At 69.6% G+C, this 17,543-nt stretch carries 18 protein-coding genes; 6 read left to right on the forward strand and 12 right to left on the reverse strand.

Annotated elements, in window-relative coordinates:
* Positions 1 to 27 precede the first annotated feature (27 nt).
* The 4 genes from ACGFH6_RS24910 to ACGFH6_RS24925 all read right to left on the reverse strand — a co-directional run bounded on the left by ACGFH6_RS24910 (position 28) and on the right by ACGFH6_RS24925 (position 4,789).
* Positions 28 to 396, reverse strand: coding sequence for a VOC family protein (locus ACGFH6_RS24910; RefSeq protein ID WP_393388134.1), 369 nt, complete (start codon positions 394 to 396; stop codon positions 28 to 30).
* Positions 397 to 453: 57 nt separating this feature from the next.
* Positions 454 to 3,180, reverse strand: a complete 2,727-nt coding sequence (locus ACGFH6_RS24915; RefSeq protein ID WP_393388137.1) for an AAA family ATPase — start codon at positions 3,178 to 3,180, stop codon at positions 454 to 456.
* 108 nt (positions 3,181 to 3,288) lie between these two features.
* Positions 3,289 to 4,161, reverse strand: a complete 873-nt coding sequence (locus tag ACGFH6_RS24920; protein ID WP_393388140.1) for a universal stress protein — start codon at positions 4,159 to 4,161, stop codon at positions 3,289 to 3,291.
* Positions 4,162 to 4,318: 157 nt separating this feature from the next.
* Complete coding sequence (locus ACGFH6_RS24925; RefSeq protein WP_393388143.1) at positions 4,319 to 4,789, reverse strand: MarR family winged helix-turn-helix transcriptional regulator; 471 nt, start codon at positions 4,787 to 4,789, stop codon at positions 4,319 to 4,321.
* A 212-nt stretch (positions 4,790 to 5,001) separates the two neighbouring features.
* On the opposite strand from ACGFH6_RS24925, the gene ACGFH6_RS24930 reads away from it, so the two are divergent.
* Positions 5,002 to 6,069 (forward strand): alkene reductase, encoded by a 1,068-nt coding sequence (locus ACGFH6_RS24930; RefSeq protein WP_393388146.1) that lies wholly within the window; start codon positions 5,002 to 5,004, stop codon positions 6,067 to 6,069.
* Between the two features lie 31 nt (positions 6,070 to 6,100).
* Complete coding sequence (locus ACGFH6_RS24935; RefSeq protein ID WP_393388149.1) at positions 6,101 to 7,528, forward strand: MFS transporter; 1,428 nt, start codon at positions 6,101 to 6,103, stop codon at positions 7,526 to 7,528.
* Here ACGFH6_RS24935 and ACGFH6_RS24940 read toward each other — a convergent pair.
* Genes ACGFH6_RS24940 through ACGFH6_RS24950 form a run of 3 tightly spaced genes read right to left on the reverse strand, consistent with a single transcriptional unit; the run spans position 7,452 to position 9,189 of the window.
* Complete coding sequence (locus ACGFH6_RS24940; protein ID WP_393388152.1) at positions 7,452 to 7,940, reverse strand: GNAT family N-acetyltransferase; 489 nt, start codon at positions 7,938 to 7,940, stop codon at positions 7,452 to 7,454. The two genes, ACGFH6_RS24935 and ACGFH6_RS24940, sit on opposite strands and share 77 nt — an antisense overlap.
* A 24-nt stretch (positions 7,941 to 7,964) precedes the next feature.
* Positions 7,965 to 8,402 carry a universal stress protein gene (locus ACGFH6_RS24945; protein WP_393388155.1) on the reverse strand — a complete coding sequence of 146 codons (438 nt, stop codon included), beginning with the start codon at positions 8,400 to 8,402 and terminating at the stop codon, positions 7,965 to 7,967.
* Positions 8,403 to 8,451: 49 nt separating this feature from the next.
* The gene (locus tag ACGFH6_RS24950; protein ID WP_393388158.1) at positions 8,452 to 9,189 is read right to left on the reverse strand and encodes a phosphoribosyltransferase family protein; all 738 of its coding nucleotides are present in this window, start codon (positions 9,187 to 9,189) and stop codon (positions 8,452 to 8,454) included.
* Positions 9,190 to 9,456: 267 nt separating this feature from the next.
* Here ACGFH6_RS24950 and ACGFH6_RS24955 point away from each other — a divergent pair, with 267 nt between their 5' ends.
* From ACGFH6_RS24955 to ACGFH6_RS24965, 3 genes are read left to right on the forward strand one after another with little or no spacing between them, the layout of a single operon-like run.
* The gene (locus ACGFH6_RS24955) at positions 9,457 to 10,527 is read left to right on the forward strand and encodes a sugar ABC transporter substrate-binding protein (protein ID WP_393388160.1); all 1,071 of its coding nucleotides are present in this window, start codon (positions 9,457 to 9,459) and stop codon (positions 10,525 to 10,527) included.
* Positions 10,527 to 11,312, forward strand: coding sequence for an ATP-binding cassette domain-containing protein (locus ACGFH6_RS24960; protein WP_393388163.1), 786 nt, complete (start codon positions 10,527 to 10,529; stop codon positions 11,310 to 11,312). The genes ACGFH6_RS24955 and ACGFH6_RS24960 overlap by 1 nt, the downstream gene beginning before the upstream one ends.
* Positions 11,309 to 12,586, forward strand: coding sequence for a sugar ABC transporter permease (locus ACGFH6_RS24965; protein ID WP_393388166.1), 1,278 nt, complete (start codon positions 11,309 to 11,311; stop codon positions 12,584 to 12,586). Before ACGFH6_RS24960 ends, ACGFH6_RS24965 begins: the two co-directional genes overlap by 4 nt.
* A gap of 12 nt (positions 12,587 to 12,598) precedes the next feature.
* Here the strand turns inward: ACGFH6_RS24965 and ACGFH6_RS24970 are convergent, their stop codons facing one another.
* From ACGFH6_RS24970 to ACGFH6_RS24990, 5 genes are all read right to left on the reverse strand, one after another.
* A complete protein-coding gene (locus tag ACGFH6_RS24970) occupies positions 12,599 to 14,095 on the reverse strand; it encodes a CHASE3 domain-containing protein (RefSeq protein ID WP_393388168.1) in 1,497 nt (498 codons plus the stop codon).
* Positions 14,092 to 14,472 (reverse strand): response regulator transcription factor, encoded by a 381-nt coding sequence (locus ACGFH6_RS24975; RefSeq protein ID WP_393388171.1) that lies wholly within the window; start codon positions 14,470 to 14,472, stop codon positions 14,092 to 14,094. The genes ACGFH6_RS24970 and ACGFH6_RS24975 overlap by 4 nt, the downstream gene beginning before the upstream one ends.
* Positions 14,473 to 14,484: 12 nt before the next feature.
* Positions 14,485 to 15,096, reverse strand: coding sequence for a signal peptidase II (locus tag ACGFH6_RS24980; RefSeq protein WP_393388174.1), 612 nt, complete (start codon positions 15,094 to 15,096; stop codon positions 14,485 to 14,487).
* 150 nt (positions 15,097 to 15,246) lie between these two features.
* The gene (locus ACGFH6_RS24985; protein WP_393388177.1) at positions 15,247 to 15,900 is read right to left on the reverse strand and encodes a response regulator; all 654 of its coding nucleotides are present in this window, start codon (positions 15,898 to 15,900) and stop codon (positions 15,247 to 15,249) included.
* Positions 15,901 to 15,924: 24 nt separating this feature from the next.
* Entirely contained in the window at positions 15,925 to 16,788 is an 864-nt protein-coding gene (locus tag ACGFH6_RS24990; RefSeq protein WP_393388180.1) for a serine/threonine-protein kinase, read from the reverse strand.
* Between the two features lie 214 nt (positions 16,789 to 17,002).
* Here ACGFH6_RS24990 and ACGFH6_RS24995 point away from each other — a divergent pair, with 214 nt between their 5' ends.
* The gene (locus ACGFH6_RS24995; protein WP_393388183.1) at positions 17,003 to 17,527 is read left to right on the forward strand and encodes a hypothetical protein; all 525 of its coding nucleotides are present in this window, start codon (positions 17,003 to 17,005) and stop codon (positions 17,525 to 17,527) included.
* Positions 17,528 to 17,543 lie beyond the last annotated feature (16 nt).

Genomic DNA, 17,543 nt, shown 5'->3' on the forward strand with positions numbered 1-17,543 from the left:
CCCTTCAGGGTGATGCCACCGTAAGCCTCAGCGCGCCGGTACGTCGCCCACCAGCATCCACTGGTTGCCGTCGGGATCGCGGAAGGTCAGGTAGCCGGATCCGTCCTGGCACCGGGACATCGGACCCGGTGCCGCGCCGCGAGCCAGCAGCTCGGCCCGGGCCGCCTCGAGATCGGGCACCTTCAGTACGGTTCGCGCCGAACCTGGTGGGGCCGAGTCGGTGCCGGTGCCGAGGACGATCGAGGACTGCGAGCCCGGATGCGTGAGCTGGACGACCCGGCGGCCGTTGCCGTCCGTCCGGTCGAGATCCAGCCGGAATCCGAGCGCACGGTAGAAGTGCCGGCACCGATCAACATCGGACACGGGTACGACGACGGGTTCGAGCTTGTTGTCCACACTTCGACTGTCGGTTCCGGAGGGCGCCTTCGCCCCCGTGGAACACACTGGTCTCGGTCAGGCGGGGCGGGCCAACGCGGTGCGCAGTTGCCGGCGAGAGGTGATGCCGAGCTTGGAGAACGTCTTGCGCAGGTGCCACTCCACGGTCCGGGGACTGATGAACAGCTGCGCCGCGATCTCGGGGTTGGTCATACCGTCCCGCGCCAGCCCGGCGATCTGCGCCTCCTGCGCGGTGAGGTCGTTGAGCGTCTCCGGTGAGCGCTTGCGGACCGTCTCCCCGGTGGCGAGGAGTTCGTGGCGAGCTCGCTCGGCGAAGGCCTCGAGGCCCATCGCGGCCAGCTGGTCGTGGGCCGTCCGCAAGTGATCACGGGCATCCATGCGACGGCCCTCCCGCCGCAACCATTCGCCGTACAGGAGATGGGAACGGGCCACCTCGACGGCGATCGTGGTCCGGCTCAGGTGCTCGATCGAGCTGCGGTAGGCGTCCTCGCCCGCGCCGAGCAAGGCCTCGACCCGGGCCTGCATGCCGAGACCCCACTCGGTCGGGGTCGCCGCGGTGCGCTCGGTCAGCCAGGCGAGTGCCGACTCGACGAGTCTCGTGTCGCCGGTCCGCGAAGCCGCCTCGGCCAGTTCGCCCACGACGAGTACGCCGTACCCGACGATGTCCTGCTCGAAGACCTGCAGCGCCGCGTCCCGGGCGGTCTCGTAGCGGCCGAGGCCGTTGTGCAGGACGGCGTTCGCGAGCGTCGCGAAGGCCGCCATCCGGCCCTGGACCTGCTCGGTCTCCGCGCGGATGGTCGTCTCGATCATCCCGGTCGCCGTCACCTCGTTGCCCCGGAAGGCCTCGAGCAGCATGCCGCCGTACCGGATCTGCCGGTTGCCGGTGGCCGCGGCGAGCTGGTGGTCCTCCTCGACCAGGCCGGCCACCGCGGACAGGTCACCGGTCAGGCACAGCAGGTTGGCGCGGAAGTTGAGGGCGAACTGCAGTTGCACCAGCGCCCCCGTCTCCCGGGCCATCCGGTCCTGGCGGAGGGCGAGTTCGTGCGCGGTGTCGAAGTCCCACACCTCGATCGCGACCATGCCGGCCGCGCGGTTCCCAGCGAGCCAGAGCCAGCTGCTGACGTCCTCCGCACCGATCACGGCTTGGCGGGCCTGGTCGAGTGCCTTGGTCAGGTGGGGTGCGGCGGCCGTGTACCCGCGGCGCAAGCGCAGGGCCAGGGCCTGGAGCAGCAGGTCCGCCGGTGGGTCCGAGTCGACCGGGGGAGGAGCCGCGGCCGCGGCCTTGGCCAGGATGTCCGGAGCGCCCGGGCCACTCGCCCAGATCGCGGCCGACATCGCTTCCAGGTAGGTCATTCGGGCCCGGTCAGGGTCGTGCGGATCGAGATGTTGGGCCGCGCTCAGCAGCTGGCGGGCGGCGTCGCGGGCGTGGCCCTGGTCGAAGGCGATCTGGCCGCGGAGTCGCTCGACCTCGGCCGACCGGCGCTCGTCCCGCGGGCCGGCGGTCACTCCATTGAGCAGTTCCAGCGCCGCATCCAGTGCCCCGGACCCGCGCTTCGCTGTCGCCGCGGCCAGTGCCCGCTCGGCTCGGCGGGCCGGCTCAGGTGTGAGCTCCGTGGAGCGTTCCAGGAAGTCGGCGGCCGCGATCAGTCCACCGCAGCTCTGCGCTCTCCGCGCCGAGCTCTCGAGCTCTGCCGCGACTTCCTCGTCCGGCAGGGCTGTCGCCTGCGCGCGGTGCCATGCGCGCCGGTCCGGTGAAGTCTCGGGATCGGTGACCTCTGCCAGCGCCTGGTGCACGGCTTGCCGGTCCGGAGGTGAGGCCATCCGGTACGCCGCCGATCGCACGAGCGGATGCCGGAACCTTATGTGCTGGCCGAACGTGATCAGTCCGGACTCGATCGCGCTCGCTGCCGGGTCCGCGCCCAGCCCCAGTCGTTCCGCCGCCTGCCAGAGCAGGGTGGCGTCGCCGAGCGGTTCCGCCGCGGCGGTCAGCAGGAGCAGGCGAGTGTCGGCCGGCAGTACTTCGAGCCGTCGTACGAAGCCCTCCTCGAGCCGGCCGGACAGCGTCCCCACGGAGTCGCCCTCGGCGAGCTCGGTCACGCTCCAGGCTCGCGGCAACTCGAGCAGTGCCAGCGGGTTGCCGCGCGTCTCGGCCACGATCCGGTCCCGGATGCGGGGGTCGAGCGGGCCCGGCAGCACCGAGTCCAGCAACGCCCGCGCGTCCGTGTCGTCCAGGCCACGGATCTCGAGCTCGGGCAATCCGGCCAGCTCGTGCTCCTCGCCGTGGCGAACGCCGAAGATCATCACGACCGACTCGGCCGCCAGCCGTCGGGCGACGAAGGCGAGGACCTGCGCGGACACCCGGTCGAGCCACTGCGCGTCGTCGACGATGCACACGACCGGCAGCTTCCCGGCCGCGTCGGACAGCAGGTTGAGGACGGCGAGGCCGACCAGGAACCGGTCCGGGGCCGCGCCGCCCGTCAGGCCGAACGCCGTACCCAGAGCGTCTTGTTGCGGACGCGGCAGGCGATCGAGATGGTCGAGGAACGGCTGACAGAGCTGGTGCAGCCCGGCGAAGGCGAGCTCCATCTCGGACTCGATCCCGACCACCCGCGTGACCCGGTAGGACTGGCTGCGTGCCGCCAGCGAATCCAGCAACGCCGACTTGCCGACGCCGGCCTCGCCGCACAGGACCAGGACTCCGCTCTGACCGGTTCGTGCGGCGGTGAGGAGCCCGTCGAGTACGGCGTTCTCGTGTCGCCGGCCGCGCAGTTCACGATCTCCCATGCCCACCCCGCCGTTCCCAGGCGACTGCCTCCGGCCCTGACGGATCGGTCGGCACGCCGCAACGAGGTCAGGCTTGCACCCGGGACCGATCCGGCGCAACGGTGGCGCTCAGACGGTTCCGACCATCACGACCGGACCGCGGGCGAGCCGCAGGACGTTGTACGACGCGGAGCCGCGCACCACCCGGTGAAGCCAAGCGTGACGGTCCGCACCGAGCACTGTCAGCGCGGCCGCCGGCGACTCGGCCAGGACGGCACTGTCGATCGGCCCACGGGTGAAGTCCCATTGGACGTCGACCTCCGGATAGGCCATTCGCCAGATCTGCACCGCGTCTTCGACTGACCTGCGCCGGCTCGACGCGGCGGCGTGCACGACCGTCAGGCCGGTGCCCCGGCGCCGCGCGGCGCGGAACGCGAACCCGAGCACGGCTGGTGGACCACCGTTGTCGTCGACACCGACGACCACCCGGCCCGCGGACGGCCCGACTGCGCCTTGCTTCGAGAGTCCGATCACCGCGAGGGAGGCCGTCGTACCGCGGGCCAACCGGCGCGTCAGTGACCGTTCGAGCCTGGACCGGCGACCATGCCCGAGAACGACGAGTCCTCTGTCGCCCTCGCGTGCCTCGGTGACCAGGGCCGTGACTTGCCTGCCCGGGAAGACGTGGGTCCTGATGCGCAGGTCCGGTGCGATCCGGCGGGCGCGGCGGACGGCCACTGTGACGACGTCCTCGGCCGACTCACGGGTTTGCAGGTCCACGGTCGGATTGCCGACCGGGTCGAGCAGACGGGGAAAGCGGAACGCGTACACGATCCGCAACTCGGACCCTCGTGCCGCCGCCTCGGCCGTGGCCCATTCCAGCGCCTCCACGTCGGTGGTGTGCTCGTCGACCAGGACGATGACCGGGCCGTTGTCCGGACCGGCCGGCGCAGAGGTGCGGTCAGCCGCCGCCTCGGCGCCTTGCCATCCGCGGAAGAGCTTCATGAGGTTGCCTCCCTAGACCGTCCCTCTGTACTCCTCCAAGGTCGCGCCGCCGCCGTCCGGTCACACCAGTGGAAGACACGGGCCGAGTCCCTGGTCTGGCGAGGCTAGGCCGTGTCTGGTAATCCCCCGCCTACTGCGCGGGATTACCAGACACGACCTAGGCAGGTGGGGCGGCGGCGCGGGTGAGGCTGTCTTCGATGCGTTGGAGGATTGCCAGCGCATCGGCTTGCTCGGCGGAGGTGAGGTCGCCGGTGGCGCTCTCCTCCAGGTGCGCCCAGATGCGCTCGACTTCGCGCCGTACGGACTGACTGGCCGGAGTGGCCTCGACGATCGTGGCCCGCTTGTCGGTGGTGCTGGGCCGGACGCGCACGAAGCCGGCGTTCTCCAGCCGTCGCACCGTGCGGGTCATGGTCGCGGAGTCGGAGCCGAGAACGCGGACCAGTTCAGTCTGGCTCTGCGGACCGCGGTCCCACAGTTGCATCATGACCAGCTCCTGACCGAGGCGCAGGCCGAGCGGGCGCAGCAGGTGCCCGGCGATCATCCGGTGCAGCCGTGCCACTCGGACGATCGCGTTCGTCAGCGGCTGGGCCGGCATGGACGGCACTGGCGTGTGTTCTGAAGGACTCATCAGCCTCTCACCGGGGTCATTTAGCTGTTCAACCAGTTGTCACCATACCGGATACGGATCCACCTACTGCCGACCGGCCTGGCCTGCGAAATCAAGGTGAGGAGTGATGCAGGTCACAGAGCTGACGGAAATGCCTCGAGGGCATTACCTGTTCGAACAGGTATTGGTTGCCGCGGAGGGCGGCGACCTCCCTCGAGAACGGGAGTCCGACCATGTCGATGGCCTTCGACCCGTACGACCTGGGTGGCAAGCGCCTGGCCAACCGCATCGTGATGTCCCCGATGACCCGCAGTCGCGCGTACGGACCCGGAGCGAGTCCAACAGCGCTGACCGCGGAGTACTACGCGCAGCGGGCGGGAGCCGGCCTGATCGTCACCGAGGGCACCCAGCCTTCGCTGGTCGGCCAGGGGTACCCCAATACGCCGGGACTGCACAGTGCCGAGCAGGTCGCAGCGTGGCGAACGGTGACGGACGCCGTGCACCGCGCGGGCGGCGTGATCTATGCGCAGCTCCTGCACACCGGCCGCATCGGCCACCCCAGTCTGCTTCCGGACGGCCTGCACCCGGTCGCCCCGTCCGCAACGGCCCCGCGCGGACAGGTCTTCACCCACGAAGGGCCTCAGGACTTCGTCACGCCGAAGGAGCTGACCGAGACCGGCATCTCCCGGACCGTCGACGATTTCGTTGCTGCGGCCCGCAACGCGATGGCCGCCGGGTTCGACGGTGTGGAACTGCACGGTGGCAACGGATACCTGATCCACCAGTTCCTCGCGCCCAACGCGAACCGCCGTACCGATGGCTGGGGCGGCGCGGCCGAGCGACGGATCCGCTTCCCGGTCGAACTGGCCTCCGCGGTCGCGGACGCGATCGGCGCCGAGAATGTCGGGCTTCGCATCTCACCCGGCGTGCCGAACAACGACATCGTCGAGGTCGATCCCTACGAGACGTACGGCGCTCTGCTCGCACGGCTGACCCCGCTCGAGCTGAGCTACCTGCATCTGATGGAAGGCCCGGACCGCGACCTGACCTACCGGCTGCGCAAGGAGTGGACCGGCACGTTCATCCTCAACCCGCAGACCCATCCCGAGCTCACCGGTCCGGATGCCCTCGACCTGCTCGAGGACGGCACCGCCGACCTCATCGCCTTCGGGGCGCTGTTCCTGGCCAACCCCGATCTACCCGATCGCCTCGCTGCCGGCGGCCCCTACAACACGCCGGACCACACCACGTTCTACGGCGGCGACCACCGCGGCTACACCGACTACCCAACGCTCGCCTGACTGATACCAACTCTCCCGGGAAGGTCTCGATATGCACCCCGCAGTAGAAACGCAGCCCGCGGTCAGGAGATCCGCGTGGATCATCCTGGCGCTGGCGTGTGCCAGCCAGTTCATGGTGATCCTGGACGCGTCCATCGTGAACGTCGCCCTGCCCTCGATCCAGCGGGACCTCGGCTTCAGCTCCACCGGCCTGGCCTGGGTCGTGAACGGCTACCTGCTGACGTTCGCCGGCTTCATGCTGCTCGGCGGCCGCGCCGCCGACCTGTTCGGCCACCGGCGGATGCTGGCCGCAGGGTTGTTGCTGTTCTCCGCGGCAAGCCTGGTCGGCGGTCTGGCCGCCGACCCCGCGGTCCTCGTCGCGGCCCGCATTGTGCAGGGCATGGGAGCCGCCATGCTCGCGCCGGCAACGCTGGCCGTGATCAACACTCACTTCACCGAGGAACACGCACGTGCGCGAGCATTCGGCGCATGGTCCGCGTCCGGTGGTGTGGGCGGGATGGCCGGCGCGGTCGCGGGCGGCGCGCTGACGACGGGCCTGTCGTGGCGATGGGTCTTCCTGATCAACGTCCCGATCGGTGCGGTGCTGATCGTCGTGGCAATGACCTCGCTCGCCGGCGTCCGCACCGGCCGACGGGAATCGCTCGACCTCACCGGCGCCGTCACCGGCACGGCGGGTCTGGCCGCTCTCATCTACGGCGTCATGCAGACCACCGATCGTGGCTGGACATCGGTGCCGGTCGTCGTACCGATCGTGGCAGGCCTGTTGTTGCTCGCGGTCTTCACGCTGGTGGAGGCACGCGTCGCCGCCCGGCCGATGATGCCGCTCCGGCTGTTCCGTCTCCGGAAGGTTGCTGTCGGCAACGGCATGCTGGTGCTGTTCGGTGGGATCGCGATCGCGATGTGGTACTTCACGTCGCTGTTCCTGCAGAACGTCCTCGGCTACAGCGCACTGCGGTCCGGCCTCGGCCAGACGCCGGCGGCCGTGACGTTCGTCGTGGTCGCGCGACTGGCTTCGGCGCTGTTGCCGCGGACCGGCGTACGCCGTTTGATCCTGGCCGGCAGCGCGTTCTTCCTGGCCGGGTTCGGATGGCTTGCGCAGGCGGGTGCCGATACCGGTTATCTCACGGGCATCCTCTGGCCGACGCTGCTCGTCGCGGCCGGCATCGGGCTGACCTTCCCGACGCTGATGGCCGCGGTGACCGCCGACGTCCCTGAGAGCGACGCCGGGATCGTCGGCGGCCTCGCCAACACCGCCAGTCAGGTGGGTGGATCGATCGGTCTTGCGGCGCTCACGACGGCCGCCGGTCGGCCGGCGTCCTTCGTTGACGGTTATGACCTGGTCTTCCTCGTCGCCGCCGCGCTCGGCGTGGCCATCGCGGTGGTCAGTGCCCTGCTGCCGCGTCACCAGCGTCCGGCAACTCCAGTCGCATCCGGAACTTCGGATCCTCATCCGCGATGACGACGAATCCGAGCCGCTCGTAGAGAGCTCTGGCCCGATTCGCCTTCAGAACATGGAGTTCTGCCGCGGCGGCTCCGCGTCCCCGAGCCGCCGCGAGCAGATCCCGCAGAATCCGCGACCCGAGCCCAACTCCCTGGAACCGCGGCAGAATCTCGATCCGCCCGATGTAGAAGACGGCCGGCGCTGCGAACCCGGCGTCGACGACACCGGCCTCCACCTCATCGACCATGACGATCCGCAGCCGCTCCGGCAAGAACGACCGCTCGTGAAACCCGCGCTGCACCGCCTCGTCCCAAGGTCCCCAGGTCGCCTCGACGACCGCACCCATGGCCGCCCCATGCAACTCATAGACAAAGGCGTCGTCTTCGCTGGTCGCGGGCCGGAGCCGATACCCGTCAGCCTCTTCCACCATGCTTCACCCTAGGACTCGCGTGCTTCACGGTACGACGGTTACCGGCCAGCGGGCGTCTCGGACGAGGCGGGTGGCCAGGGAGCCGATGAGGCGGTGGCCGGATTGCATGGACGCGCCTACGACCACTGCGTCGACGCGGAGTTCGTCGGCGAGGCGGACGAGTTCGAGGTAGGGGTTGCCGTGGCGTTCGTGGAAGGTGACGTGCAGGCCGAGGGCTTCGGCGTTGCGGTGCACCTCTTCGCGCAGTTCCTCGACGACGCTGAGCTGGGATTGGCGCTGCAGTTCCATCAGCTGCGGGTTCAGCAGGCCGCCTCCGGCCGGGACGTGGACGAACAGGACGATCACCTGCGCGCCTTGGCGCCTGGCCAGTCCAGCGGCGTACGACCCGGCCCGCAGAGACGTCTCCGTCCCGTCGACCCCGACCAGGATCGACCGTGGACCATCGGTGCCGAGCTCGAACATCCCCATACCGTACCGACTCTGACAGTTGCTGCCGGCAAATGCAGCCGGGTCACGCGGCGAGGAGGGACCAGCGGGGGTCTTGGTCGGGCCAGTGGTTGATGAGGGCGTCGACGGCGAGGTCGTGGATGGCCGGCTCGAGGATGCCGAGGTCGGTGGCGCTGTCGAGGACCTGGAGGTACGTCGCGACGGACGCGATCGGGAGGGTCAGCGCGGTCGGTGTCACGGAGTCGGCGACGTCGCGCATGTCGACCAGGGTGAAGGCGCCGACGAGGATCGCGCCCTCGAGTCGTAGCTGGTTGGCGAAGGCCTCGAGTGCGGTGCCCTGGGAGATGGCGTCGTCGACGAGCAGGACGCGCTGACCGGCGACGGAGGCGCCGCGAACGCGTGGCTCGTTGTCTTCGTGCCCGACGTAGCCGGTCTTGCGGACGAACGCGAACGGCAGATCAGCGGCGAGCGCGACGGCGGCCGCCAGCGGGATGCCGCCGGTCTCGGCGCCGACGACGACGTCCACGTTCAGCTGGTGGGCGTAGGTCGCACCGGGTACGGCGAGATCGCGCAGCAACCGCGGGTCGCCGTACGCGTTCTCGATGGACAGCGGGTGCAGGGGGAGCCGGGTCTTCATGTCCCAGTGCGAGATGCCCGGGCGGACCAGGCCGGGCGCGGCCGCGAGCCGGCTGATGAGGTCGGTCGGTACGGCGGCAGTCAGCCGAGCGGCGTCCGCCAGGTCATGGAGTTGCACACGGTGCGTGTTCGCCAAGGGTGCTGCGGTGAGCTGTGAAGTAGTCATGACAAGAACATCGCGCGTCCGCGTCCCCGTCGCCCCTGGGACAATCCCTGGTGATGACCCCAGGGACGCCGACGTCGGCCGGGGTCGCTGGGATGCGGGAGAGCGGCGTGGTGCTCTTCCTTTGCAGTTAGCGGGAGCCCGCGGAGTGCGGCTAGCTGGTAGGTAGGTCGGGCGCTTGCCGGGATGATGTGTCGTCCGCCCGGGCGGAGTGTTGCCAGTATGAAGGCTCCCTGGGACATGCGTAGAACACTCCGCACCGTCGTGGCCGTGACCGGAGTCGCAACCGCGATGACGGCCGGGCTGGTCGCCTGTGGAAACAACAAGACCTCCTCGGCCGGCGGTGCCCCGCCCGCGAACACGAAGGTCGGCATCCTGCTGCCCGACACGGCGTCCTCGCCGCGCTGGGTCGCGGCGGACCCGAACGACCTGAAGGCGCAGTGCGCGGTCAACAAGCTCACCTGTTTCATCGACAACGCCAACGGCAGCGCGACCACGCAGCAGTCGCAGGCGCAGGCTCTGATCAACGCCGGCGTCGGCGTCCTCCTGGTCGTGAACCTGGACCCGGGCTCGGGCAAGGCGATCGAGGCCCTCGCCCAGCAGCACAACGTCGTCACGATCGACTACGACCGGCTCACTTCCGGCGGCACAGCGTCGTACTACGTTTCCTACGACAACGTGAAGGTCGGCGAGGACCAGGGCACGGCCCTGACCCAGGCCCCGCAGGTCAAGAACAAGAGCGCGGTCAACTACGTCGAGATCGACGGTGCGCCGACCGACAACAACGCCACGCAGTTCGCCCAGGGCTACAACTCGGTCCTGTCGAAGCAGCCGGGCTGGAAGAAGCTCGCCGACCAGACTGGCAACTGGGATGCCGCCACCGCGCAGACCGTGTTCACCACGATGCTCGGCCAGCACCCCGACATCAACGCGGTCATGGTTGCCAACGACACCATGGCGCAGTCGGTCATCAACGTGCTGAAGTCCCAGGGTCTCGCGGGCAAGGTCGCGGTGTCCGGGCAGGACTCGACCGCCGGTGGTCTCGACAACGTGATGGCGGGAACGCAGGCCTTCACCATCTACAAGCCCGTCGCCGGTGAGGCGGACGTGGCGATCAAGCTGGCGGGACAGATCCTGGCCGGCCAGAAGCCGACCGCGCCGACCACGGTCAAGGACCCGACGAACGGTCGCGAGGTCCCGGCGTACCTGGCCGACCCGACCGTCATCACCAAGGCGAACGTGGCCAAGCCGGTGACCGACGGCTACGTGACGGCCGCGGCCGTCTGCCCCACCCCCGCGCTGGTCCAGCTGTGCGCGGCCAACGGCATCAAGACTCCGTGATGGCCGGCGTACCCACTTTGGAACTGCGTGGGGTCGACAAATCCTTCGGACCGGTCCACGTGTTGTCCTCGGTCAACCTCACCGCCCTCAGCGGTGAGGTGACCGCCCTTGTCGGCGACAACGGCGCGGGCAAGTCGACCCTGATCAAGTGCATCGGCGGCATCCACCGCATCGACGCGGGCGAACTGGTCTTCGACGGTACGCCGCACGTCGTCACCGGCCCGCGGGACGCCGCGCAACTCGGCGTCGAGATCGTGTACCAGGACCTGGCGCTGGCCGACAACCTCGACGTCGTCCAGAACATGTTCCTCGGCCGCGAGAAGGTCACCGGCCTGCACACGCTCGACGAGAACTCGATGGAGAAGCTGGCGCGACAGGCGTTGACCTCGTTGTCGGTACGGACCGTCCGGTCGGTACGGCAGCAGGTGGCGAGCCTGTCCGGCGGTCAACGGCAGACAGTGGCGATCGCCAAGTCGGTGCTCTGGAAGTCGAAGATCGTCATCCTGGACGAGCCGACGGCGGCGCTCGGCGTCGCGCAGACCGAGCAGGTGCTCGACCTGGTCCGCCGGCTCGCCGAGCAGGGCGTGGCAGTGATTCTGGTGTCGCACAACATGAACGACGTGATGAAGGTCGCCGACTCGATCGGCGTCCTCTTCCTGGGCCGGATGGCGGCGCAGGTCAGGCGCGAGGACGTGACCCAGACGCAGGTGGTCGAGCTGATCACCGCCGGACGTTCCGGCGACCTGGGCCTGTCCCGCGAAGAGTCGACCGGAGCGGCGATATGAGCGCCCAGACAGATCACCTCGTCAAGCCGGACAGCGCGGAGCCGGTCGAGGGACTCGGCGCGTTGAGTGCCTACATCCGCGACTATCTCGGCCGCGTCCGCGGTGGCGAGCTGGGCTCCATCCCCGCGATGGTCGGCCTGATCGTGATCACCGTCGTGTTCGCCGTGGTGCACCAGGGCTTCCTGAGTGCCTACAACATCGAGGCGCTGGTGATCCAGGCGGCGCCGATCATCGTGATGGCGATGGGCCTGGTCTTCGTCCTGCTGCTCGGCGAGATCGACCTGTCCGCCGGCACGACCGGCGGACTGTGTTCGGCGATCATGGCCGTGCTGATGATCCGGCACGGTGCGCCCTGGTGGCTCGGACTCCTGATCGGCCTGGGCGTGGGCGTCCTCATCGGTCTCGGGATCGGCTGGCTGCGCGCCCGGGTCGGCGTACCGTCGTTCGTCATCACGCTGGCGACGTTCCTGGCGTTCCAAGGCGTCACGCTGATTCTGATCGGCGGCCAGGGGGCGGTGACGCTGCCCGCCGACTCGCCGATCATCAGTTTGGAGAACAGCTTCGTGCCGTTGTGGCTCGGCTGGGTCCTCTGGGCCTTGTTCGTGATCGGGTACGGCGCGGTCAAGGTCAACGACGCACTCGGACGCCAACGCTCGGGGCTGTCCCGGCCGCCGTTCACCGTGATCGCGGCGAAGGTGGTCGTGCTGGCGGCGCTCGGCGCGGCGTTCACGTACGAGATGGGGATCAACCGCAACCTGTCCGCCAACGCGTTCTTCAGCAACAAGGCGCAGGGCATGCCGTGGGTCGTCGTACTGCTGGTGCTCCTGTTCGCCGGCTGGCACTTCATCCTCAGTCGTACGCCGTATGGCCGGCATCTGTACGCCGTCGGCGGTAACGAAGAGGCGTCGCGGCGCGCGGGCATCGTGGTGTCCCGGATCCGGATCTCGGTGTTCGCCATCTGTTCCGGCATGGCGGCCGTCTCCGGGGTCGTCGCGGCCTCGCTGCTGCAGTCGGTCCAGTCGAACGCCGGCGCCGGCAACACCCTGTTGCTGGCCGTCGGTGCCGCGGTCATCGGCGGTACGTCGCTGTTCGGTGGGCACGGCCGTGTCATCGACGCGGTCCTCGGCGGACTGGTCGTCGCGGTCATCATCAACGGGATGAGCGACCTGATCCAGGGCGCGAACTCGGCCGGCTACGAGTGGGTCGTCACGGGCGCCGTACTGCTGCTGGCCGCCGGATTCGACGCGGTCGTACGCCGGGCGCGCGCTAGCTGAGCAGGGGCGGAATCATGGGCGGATCCGGCTGCCGGGACGTGACCAGCTCGGCTGGGTCTCGGTGCCGGATTCGAGTGGGAGGTCCACCAGCAGCGTGGTACCCACACCGGCCGGGCTGTCCACCGAGATCGTGCCACCTAGTGCCTCGACCCGGTCGGCCAGCCCGATCAGCCCCGTTCCCTGAGCAGGCACCGCACCACCGGTGCCGTCGTCGCGGACCGACAGGTGCAGGCGACCCTCGCTGACGCGGGCGTCGATCCACACCGCCGACGCGTTGGCGTGTTTGACGGTGTTGGCCAGCGCTTCCGACGCCACGTAGTACGCGCAGACCTCCACCGCCTCGGGGAGCCTGGCTGGGATGTCCACTGTGAGCTCAGACGGCACGGGGCTGCGGCGAGCGAGCGCCTTGAGGGCCGGACCGAGGCCGCCCTCGGTCAGGATCGCCGGATGGATTCCCCGGGACAGCTCCCGCAGCTCGTCAGTCGCGTTGGTGAGCTCGCGGGCGGCGTTGGCAAGCTGGGCGCGGACTTCCGGATGGTCGGGTGGCACCGCTGCCTCGCCCGCCCGGAGCTGGAGCGCCAGCGCCACCAGGCGCTGCTGCGTGCCGTCGTGCAGATCGCGTTCGATCCGCTGACGAGCCCGATCGGCGGCTGCGACGATGCGTGCCCGCGAACCGGCGAGGTCTCGCTGCGCCTGCTCCACGGCCGCGGCCATGGCGTTGAAGGTCCGCTGCAGCACGCCCATCTCGCCGACACCGTCGTCGGACACTCTGGCTCCGAGATCACCGGCCGCGAGCCGTTCGGCCATGGCGGCGGTACGGCGTACCGGGTGAAGGATGCTCCGGTTCAGATACCAGGTGAACAGCGCCACCAGCAGGACCGAACCGGTCAGGCCCGCGGCTGCGGCGAACATCGCGCGCCCGGCCGCGTCGCGCGCACTGTCCTGGCGCGTCATCGCCAGTTGCTTCTCGGCGTCCAGCAGTTGATCGAACTGCGCCCGCATCGCGTCGACCCGTTGCCTGCCCTCTGTGGTCGCCGGCAGGACGTCGATCGACGCCCGATCCCGCCTGGCGGCGGCGACGAGCGGTACGGAGTAGTCGTTCAGGTACGACGTCCCGGCGTGGGTGAGGGCCTCGGCCCGAGCGTGTTGTTCGGGGTTGTCGGCGACAAGGTCCTCCAGGCCGGCGGCCTGCTGCGGGAACTGCGCGCGGCCTTCCACCCACGGCTGCAGGAACTGCTCGGATCCGGTCAGCAGGAAGCCGCGCTGCCCGTCCTCCATCTCTACGATGAGCCGCTCCAGCCGGTTCGCGGCGACCAGCACGTCCTCGGATTGTTGCGCCCGTCGCTCCAGGCTGCGCAGTTCGGTCACCGACGAGAGCAGTACGGCGAAGGCGGCGGCGATGATCACGGCGAGCAGAACGCTGGCGGTGATGATCCGGACACTCAGGCCGAGACCCCTCATCCGCCTCGCCGGCTGGTCGCCGTGCTCCCGGGTTCTCGCGGTGCTCACCGTCCCGAGGGCCCTCCGGCTTCACCGAGCGTCTCGCGGACGGCGGCACCGGACAATGCCGTCTTCGACAGGAACCCGATCGCCGGGCTCGCCGCGATCAGGTCAGCGTAGTCCTCCTCGGAATGAGCGGAGATCATGATCAACGGAGCCGGCGAGCCGTTGGCCTGCTCGGCCAGCCGGGCGGCCAGTCGCAGTCCGCTCTCGGCACCGAGGTCGATGTCGACCAGCGTCACGTCGGGCCGCAGCCGCGCCACCAGTTCGAGTGCGTCCGCGCTGGTCGAGGCGGTCCCCACCACCTGGATGCCGTCGTACTCCAGCACCGCCCGCGCGGCCTCGAGGAAGCGCGCGCTGTCGTCGACGATGATGCAGCGAACCATGGTTCCACCATTTCAGCGAAGTAGACCGGTGGCATTCCGGCTAGCTGCACCTCTGGACATCGATCCGGTCACGGTCCGTGGCTGGACCGACATCTCCCGGTGCGTCCGGAGGCGACGGTAGATTGCGGTACCGGAGCGGTAGCTTAGCGAGGCTCCGAGGACGAGGGTCGCGACGGCGATGACGATGTCCGCGAGGTTGTAGCGGTAGTGGCTGAGAGCAATGAAGTCGACCGCGCCGCGGACGCTGCCCGGAGCGGTCCAGGAGTGCAGGCCGACCCGGTCGAGCTGGTTGCTGCCCCATCCGCCGATCGCCAGGGCTGTGGAGACGAGGATGAGCGTCGGGCGCCGGCGCCGTACCAGTACGACGTACGCCGTGATCAGCACACCGAGACCGGCGAGGTCGAGGAGCGCGCCCGTGGACGGGTCGGCGTACCAGTGGCCGATCCGCGGGCCGGCGAGCATGTCGCTGCCACGATTGATGATCGAGCCGTCGACGTGCTGCCAGGCCCAGCGCTTGGTCGTCTGGTCGAGCAGGACGACCAGGGCCAGCAGGACGAGAACGCGGAACCGCTGTCCGGCTTCGGCGGCCGCGGTCGTCGTCGTTGACAGGCGGACGTTCGACATGACGCTCCTCGGGGGTGAACGGCATCCGCGCTGGTCACGCGCGTTCTGGCCGTACTTCAACCCTTCCGGGCGAGCGAGGATCGGACCTCAGCGCCAGCGGCCAACCCGCCTACCGGCTGCCTGCAATCTTGCGCCGGGCGCTGTCAGGGGTCAGCGGCCCTCGAGATAGGTGAGGACCGCCAGGACACGGCGGTGGTCGTCGTCGGCCTCGGGCAGCTGGAGCTTGGTGAGGATGCTGCGGACGTGCTTCTCCACGGTGCCTTCAGTGACCCACAGTTGCCGGGCGACACCGGCGTTCGACCGGCCCTCGGCCACGAGCGCCAGGACTTCGCGTTCGCGCTCGGTGAGCACCGCGAGCGGGTCCTGCCGGTGGCGGGAGTCCACGAGCTCCTTCACCAGCGCCGGGTCCACCACGGAGCCACCCCGGGCGACCCGTTCCAGCGTCTCGACGAACTCGTCCACGTCCGTGACGCGGCTCTTGAGGAGGTAGCCGACGCCTTGTCCACTGCCGAGGATCTGCATCGCGTGCTCGACCTCGACGTGGGCCGAGAGCAGCAGGATGGCGGTCTGAGGGCGCTCCTGCCGGATGGCCTGCGCCACCTCCAGACCCTCGGTCGAGTGGCCGGGTGGCATCCGGATGTCGATGATCACCAGGTCCGGGAGGTGTTGCCGGACGAGCGCCAGCAGTGCCGGGCCGTTGCCGGCCTGGCCGACGACTTCGAATCCCGAGCGCTCCAGCAGGCTCGCGAGCCCTTCCCGGAGCAAGACGTCGTCATCCGCGATCGCCACTCGGGTCCGGCTCATCTCCACTCCCTACGCCGCCTGGACTCAGGTTAGCGCGAGGTCGAGGAGGGCAGCCCGGGCAGCGCGGGCAGTGAGACGCTCGGCCGGGTCCTTGGCCAGCAAGCCGGCGATGACCGGGCGCAGCCGGCCTGCCCGCAGCCAGGGGCCGGGCGGATTCTCGGCAACCGCGGTCAGCGTCGCCATCACGGCGCCCTGGTCGAACGGCGTTCTGCCCTCGACGGCCGCGTACAGCGTCGCGCCGAGTGAGAACAGGTCGGACGGCGGTGCGGGCTCGTCGCCGTGGAGCTGCTCGGGGGACATGAACGCCGGACTGCCGGCGACCACACCGTGCTCGCAGTCGAAGTCCTCGTCGTGCATGCAGGCGACGCCGAAGTCGGTCAGCACCACCCGGCCGTCGGCACACAGTTGCACGTTGCCCGGCTTGACGTCGCGGTGGACGATGCCGGCCGCGTGGACACTCCGCAGTACGTCGAGCAGACGCAGGCCGAGGCGGATCACCCGGTCGATCGGCAGGGGTCCTTCGGCGGCGATCACCTGGGCCAGAGTCTGCCCGGACAGCGGCTCCATCACGATCCAGGGGAGACTGCCTTCGCGGACGAGGTCGAGGATCCTGACCACGCCGTCATGACTGACCCGGGCAGCGGTCCGCGCCTCGTTGAGCGACCTGGCCCGCGCCGCCCTGGCCTCTTCCACCGAACCGGTGTCGTTCGCCAGGTGCTGCTTGAGTGCGACCGGCCGGCACAACAGTTCGTCCTCGGCCAGCCAGACCCGTCCCATGGCCCCGCGTCCCAGCAGCGACCGGAGCCGGTACCGCCCGGCGACGAGCCGTCCCGACGGTGCGGTCACGGACTCCGTGACGACTTCGGCGAGGTCCGCGACGGCGTTCATGGGCTGACCCTTCGGATCTGGCGGTGTTCCGACCGTTCCAGCCTGCTGGGAACCCGGCGTCCGAGTCGTCAGGGCCTGCGGGCATCCCATCTACCGGCTAGCAGGAAGGCGTGCTGGGTGCCAGCCGCAGACCTGCTCCGCGCTCTGAACCCGGCGGTTCGATCCGGCCGTGTGAGGAGTGTCGAATGATCAACAGCGCAAGGAGAAACCTGACATGAAGCGCATTGCCCTCTTCGCCGGCACGGCCGTGCTCGGGCTGGCCACCCTGACAGCCTGCGGCGATGGCTCGAGCGCGGCCCCCGCGCCGCAGAGCACGCCGGCCGCGTCGGCGCCGGCCTCCAACGCTCCGGCGAAGGTGTCCACGGCCACCGCCGGGAACTTCGGGAAGATTGTTGTCGACGGCACGGGCCGTACGCTCTACGTGTACGACCTGGACACCGCCAAGCCGTCCAAGTCCAACTGCTACACCGGCTGCGCCGCGCTGTGGCCGCCGTTCCTCGCAGGCTCCGGTACGCCGCAGGTCAGCGGGGTCGACCCGTCGCTGGTGGGCACGGTGACCCGTACCGACGGCACCAAGCAGGTGACGCTGGCCGGATGGCCGCTCTACCACTTCGCCAACGACTCCAAGGCCGGCGACGTGAACGGCCAGGGCGTCGACGGCACCTGGTGGGTGGACTCGACGAACGGCCAGAAGATCACCACCCAGGCGTCCTCGTCGGGCGGCAACGCTGGCTACTGAGTCGTTCTTCCGTACG

Origin of the sequence: Kribbella sp. NPDC049227, assembly GCF_043197265.1 — a bacterium.
In the GTDB taxonomy this organism is placed as follows: domain Bacteria; phylum Actinomycetota; class Actinomycetes; order Propionibacteriales; family Kribbellaceae; genus Kribbella.

Bases quoted from the DNA above. Each gene is read 5' to 3' on its own strand.
- ACGFH6_RS24915 (WP_393388137.1), bottom strand. From the start codon at position 3,180: ATGGGAGATCGTGAACTGCGCGGCCGGCGACACGAGAACGCCGTACTC.
- ACGFH6_RS24920 (WP_393388140.1), bottom strand. From the start codon at position 4,161: ATGAAGCTCTTCCGCGGATGGCAAGGCGCCGAGGCGGCGGCTGACCGC.
- ACGFH6_RS24925 (WP_393388143.1), bottom strand. From the start codon at position 4,789: ATGAGTCCTTCAGAACACACGCCAGTGCCGTCCATGCCGGCCCAGCCG.
- ACGFH6_RS24930 (WP_393388146.1), top strand. From the start codon at position 5,002: ATGTCGATGGCCTTCGACCCGTACGACCTGGGTGGCAAGCGCCTGGCC.
- ACGFH6_RS24935 (WP_393388149.1), top strand. From the start codon at position 6,101: ATGCACCCCGCAGTAGAAACGCAGCCCGCGGTCAGGAGATCCGCGTGG.
- ACGFH6_RS24940 (WP_393388152.1), bottom strand. From the start codon at position 7,940: ATGGTGGAAGAGGCTGACGGGTATCGGCTCCGGCCCGCGACCAGCGAA.
- ACGFH6_RS24945 (WP_393388155.1), bottom strand. From the start codon at position 8,402: ATGTTCGAGCTCGGCACCGATGGTCCACGGTCGATCCTGGTCGGGGTC.
- ACGFH6_RS24950 (WP_393388158.1), bottom strand. From the start codon at position 9,189: ATGACTACTTCACAGCTCACCGCAGCACCCTTGGCGAACACGCACCGT.
- ACGFH6_RS24960 (WP_393388163.1), top strand. From the start codon at position 10,527: ATGGCCGGCGTACCCACTTTGGAACTGCGTGGGGTCGACAAATCCTTC.
- ACGFH6_RS24965 (WP_393388166.1), top strand. From the start codon at position 11,309: ATGAGCGCCCAGACAGATCACCTCGTCAAGCCGGACAGCGCGGAGCCG.
- ACGFH6_RS24975 (WP_393388171.1), bottom strand. From the start codon at position 14,472: ATGGTTCGCTGCATCATCGTCGACGACAGCGCGCGCTTCCTCGAGGCC.
- ACGFH6_RS24980 (WP_393388174.1), bottom strand. From the start codon at position 15,096: ATGTCGAACGTCCGCCTGTCAACGACGACGACCGCGGCCGCCGAAGCC.
- ACGFH6_RS24985 (WP_393388177.1), bottom strand. From the start codon at position 15,900: ATGAGCCGGACCCGAGTGGCGATCGCGGATGACGACGTCTTGCTCCGG.
- ACGFH6_RS24990 (WP_393388180.1), bottom strand. From the start codon at position 16,788: ATGAACGCCGTCGCGGACCTCGCCGAAGTCGTCACGGAGTCCGTGACC.
- ACGFH6_RS24995 (WP_393388183.1), top strand. From the start codon at position 17,003: ATGAAGCGCATTGCCCTCTTCGCCGGCACGGCCGTGCTCGGGCTGGCC.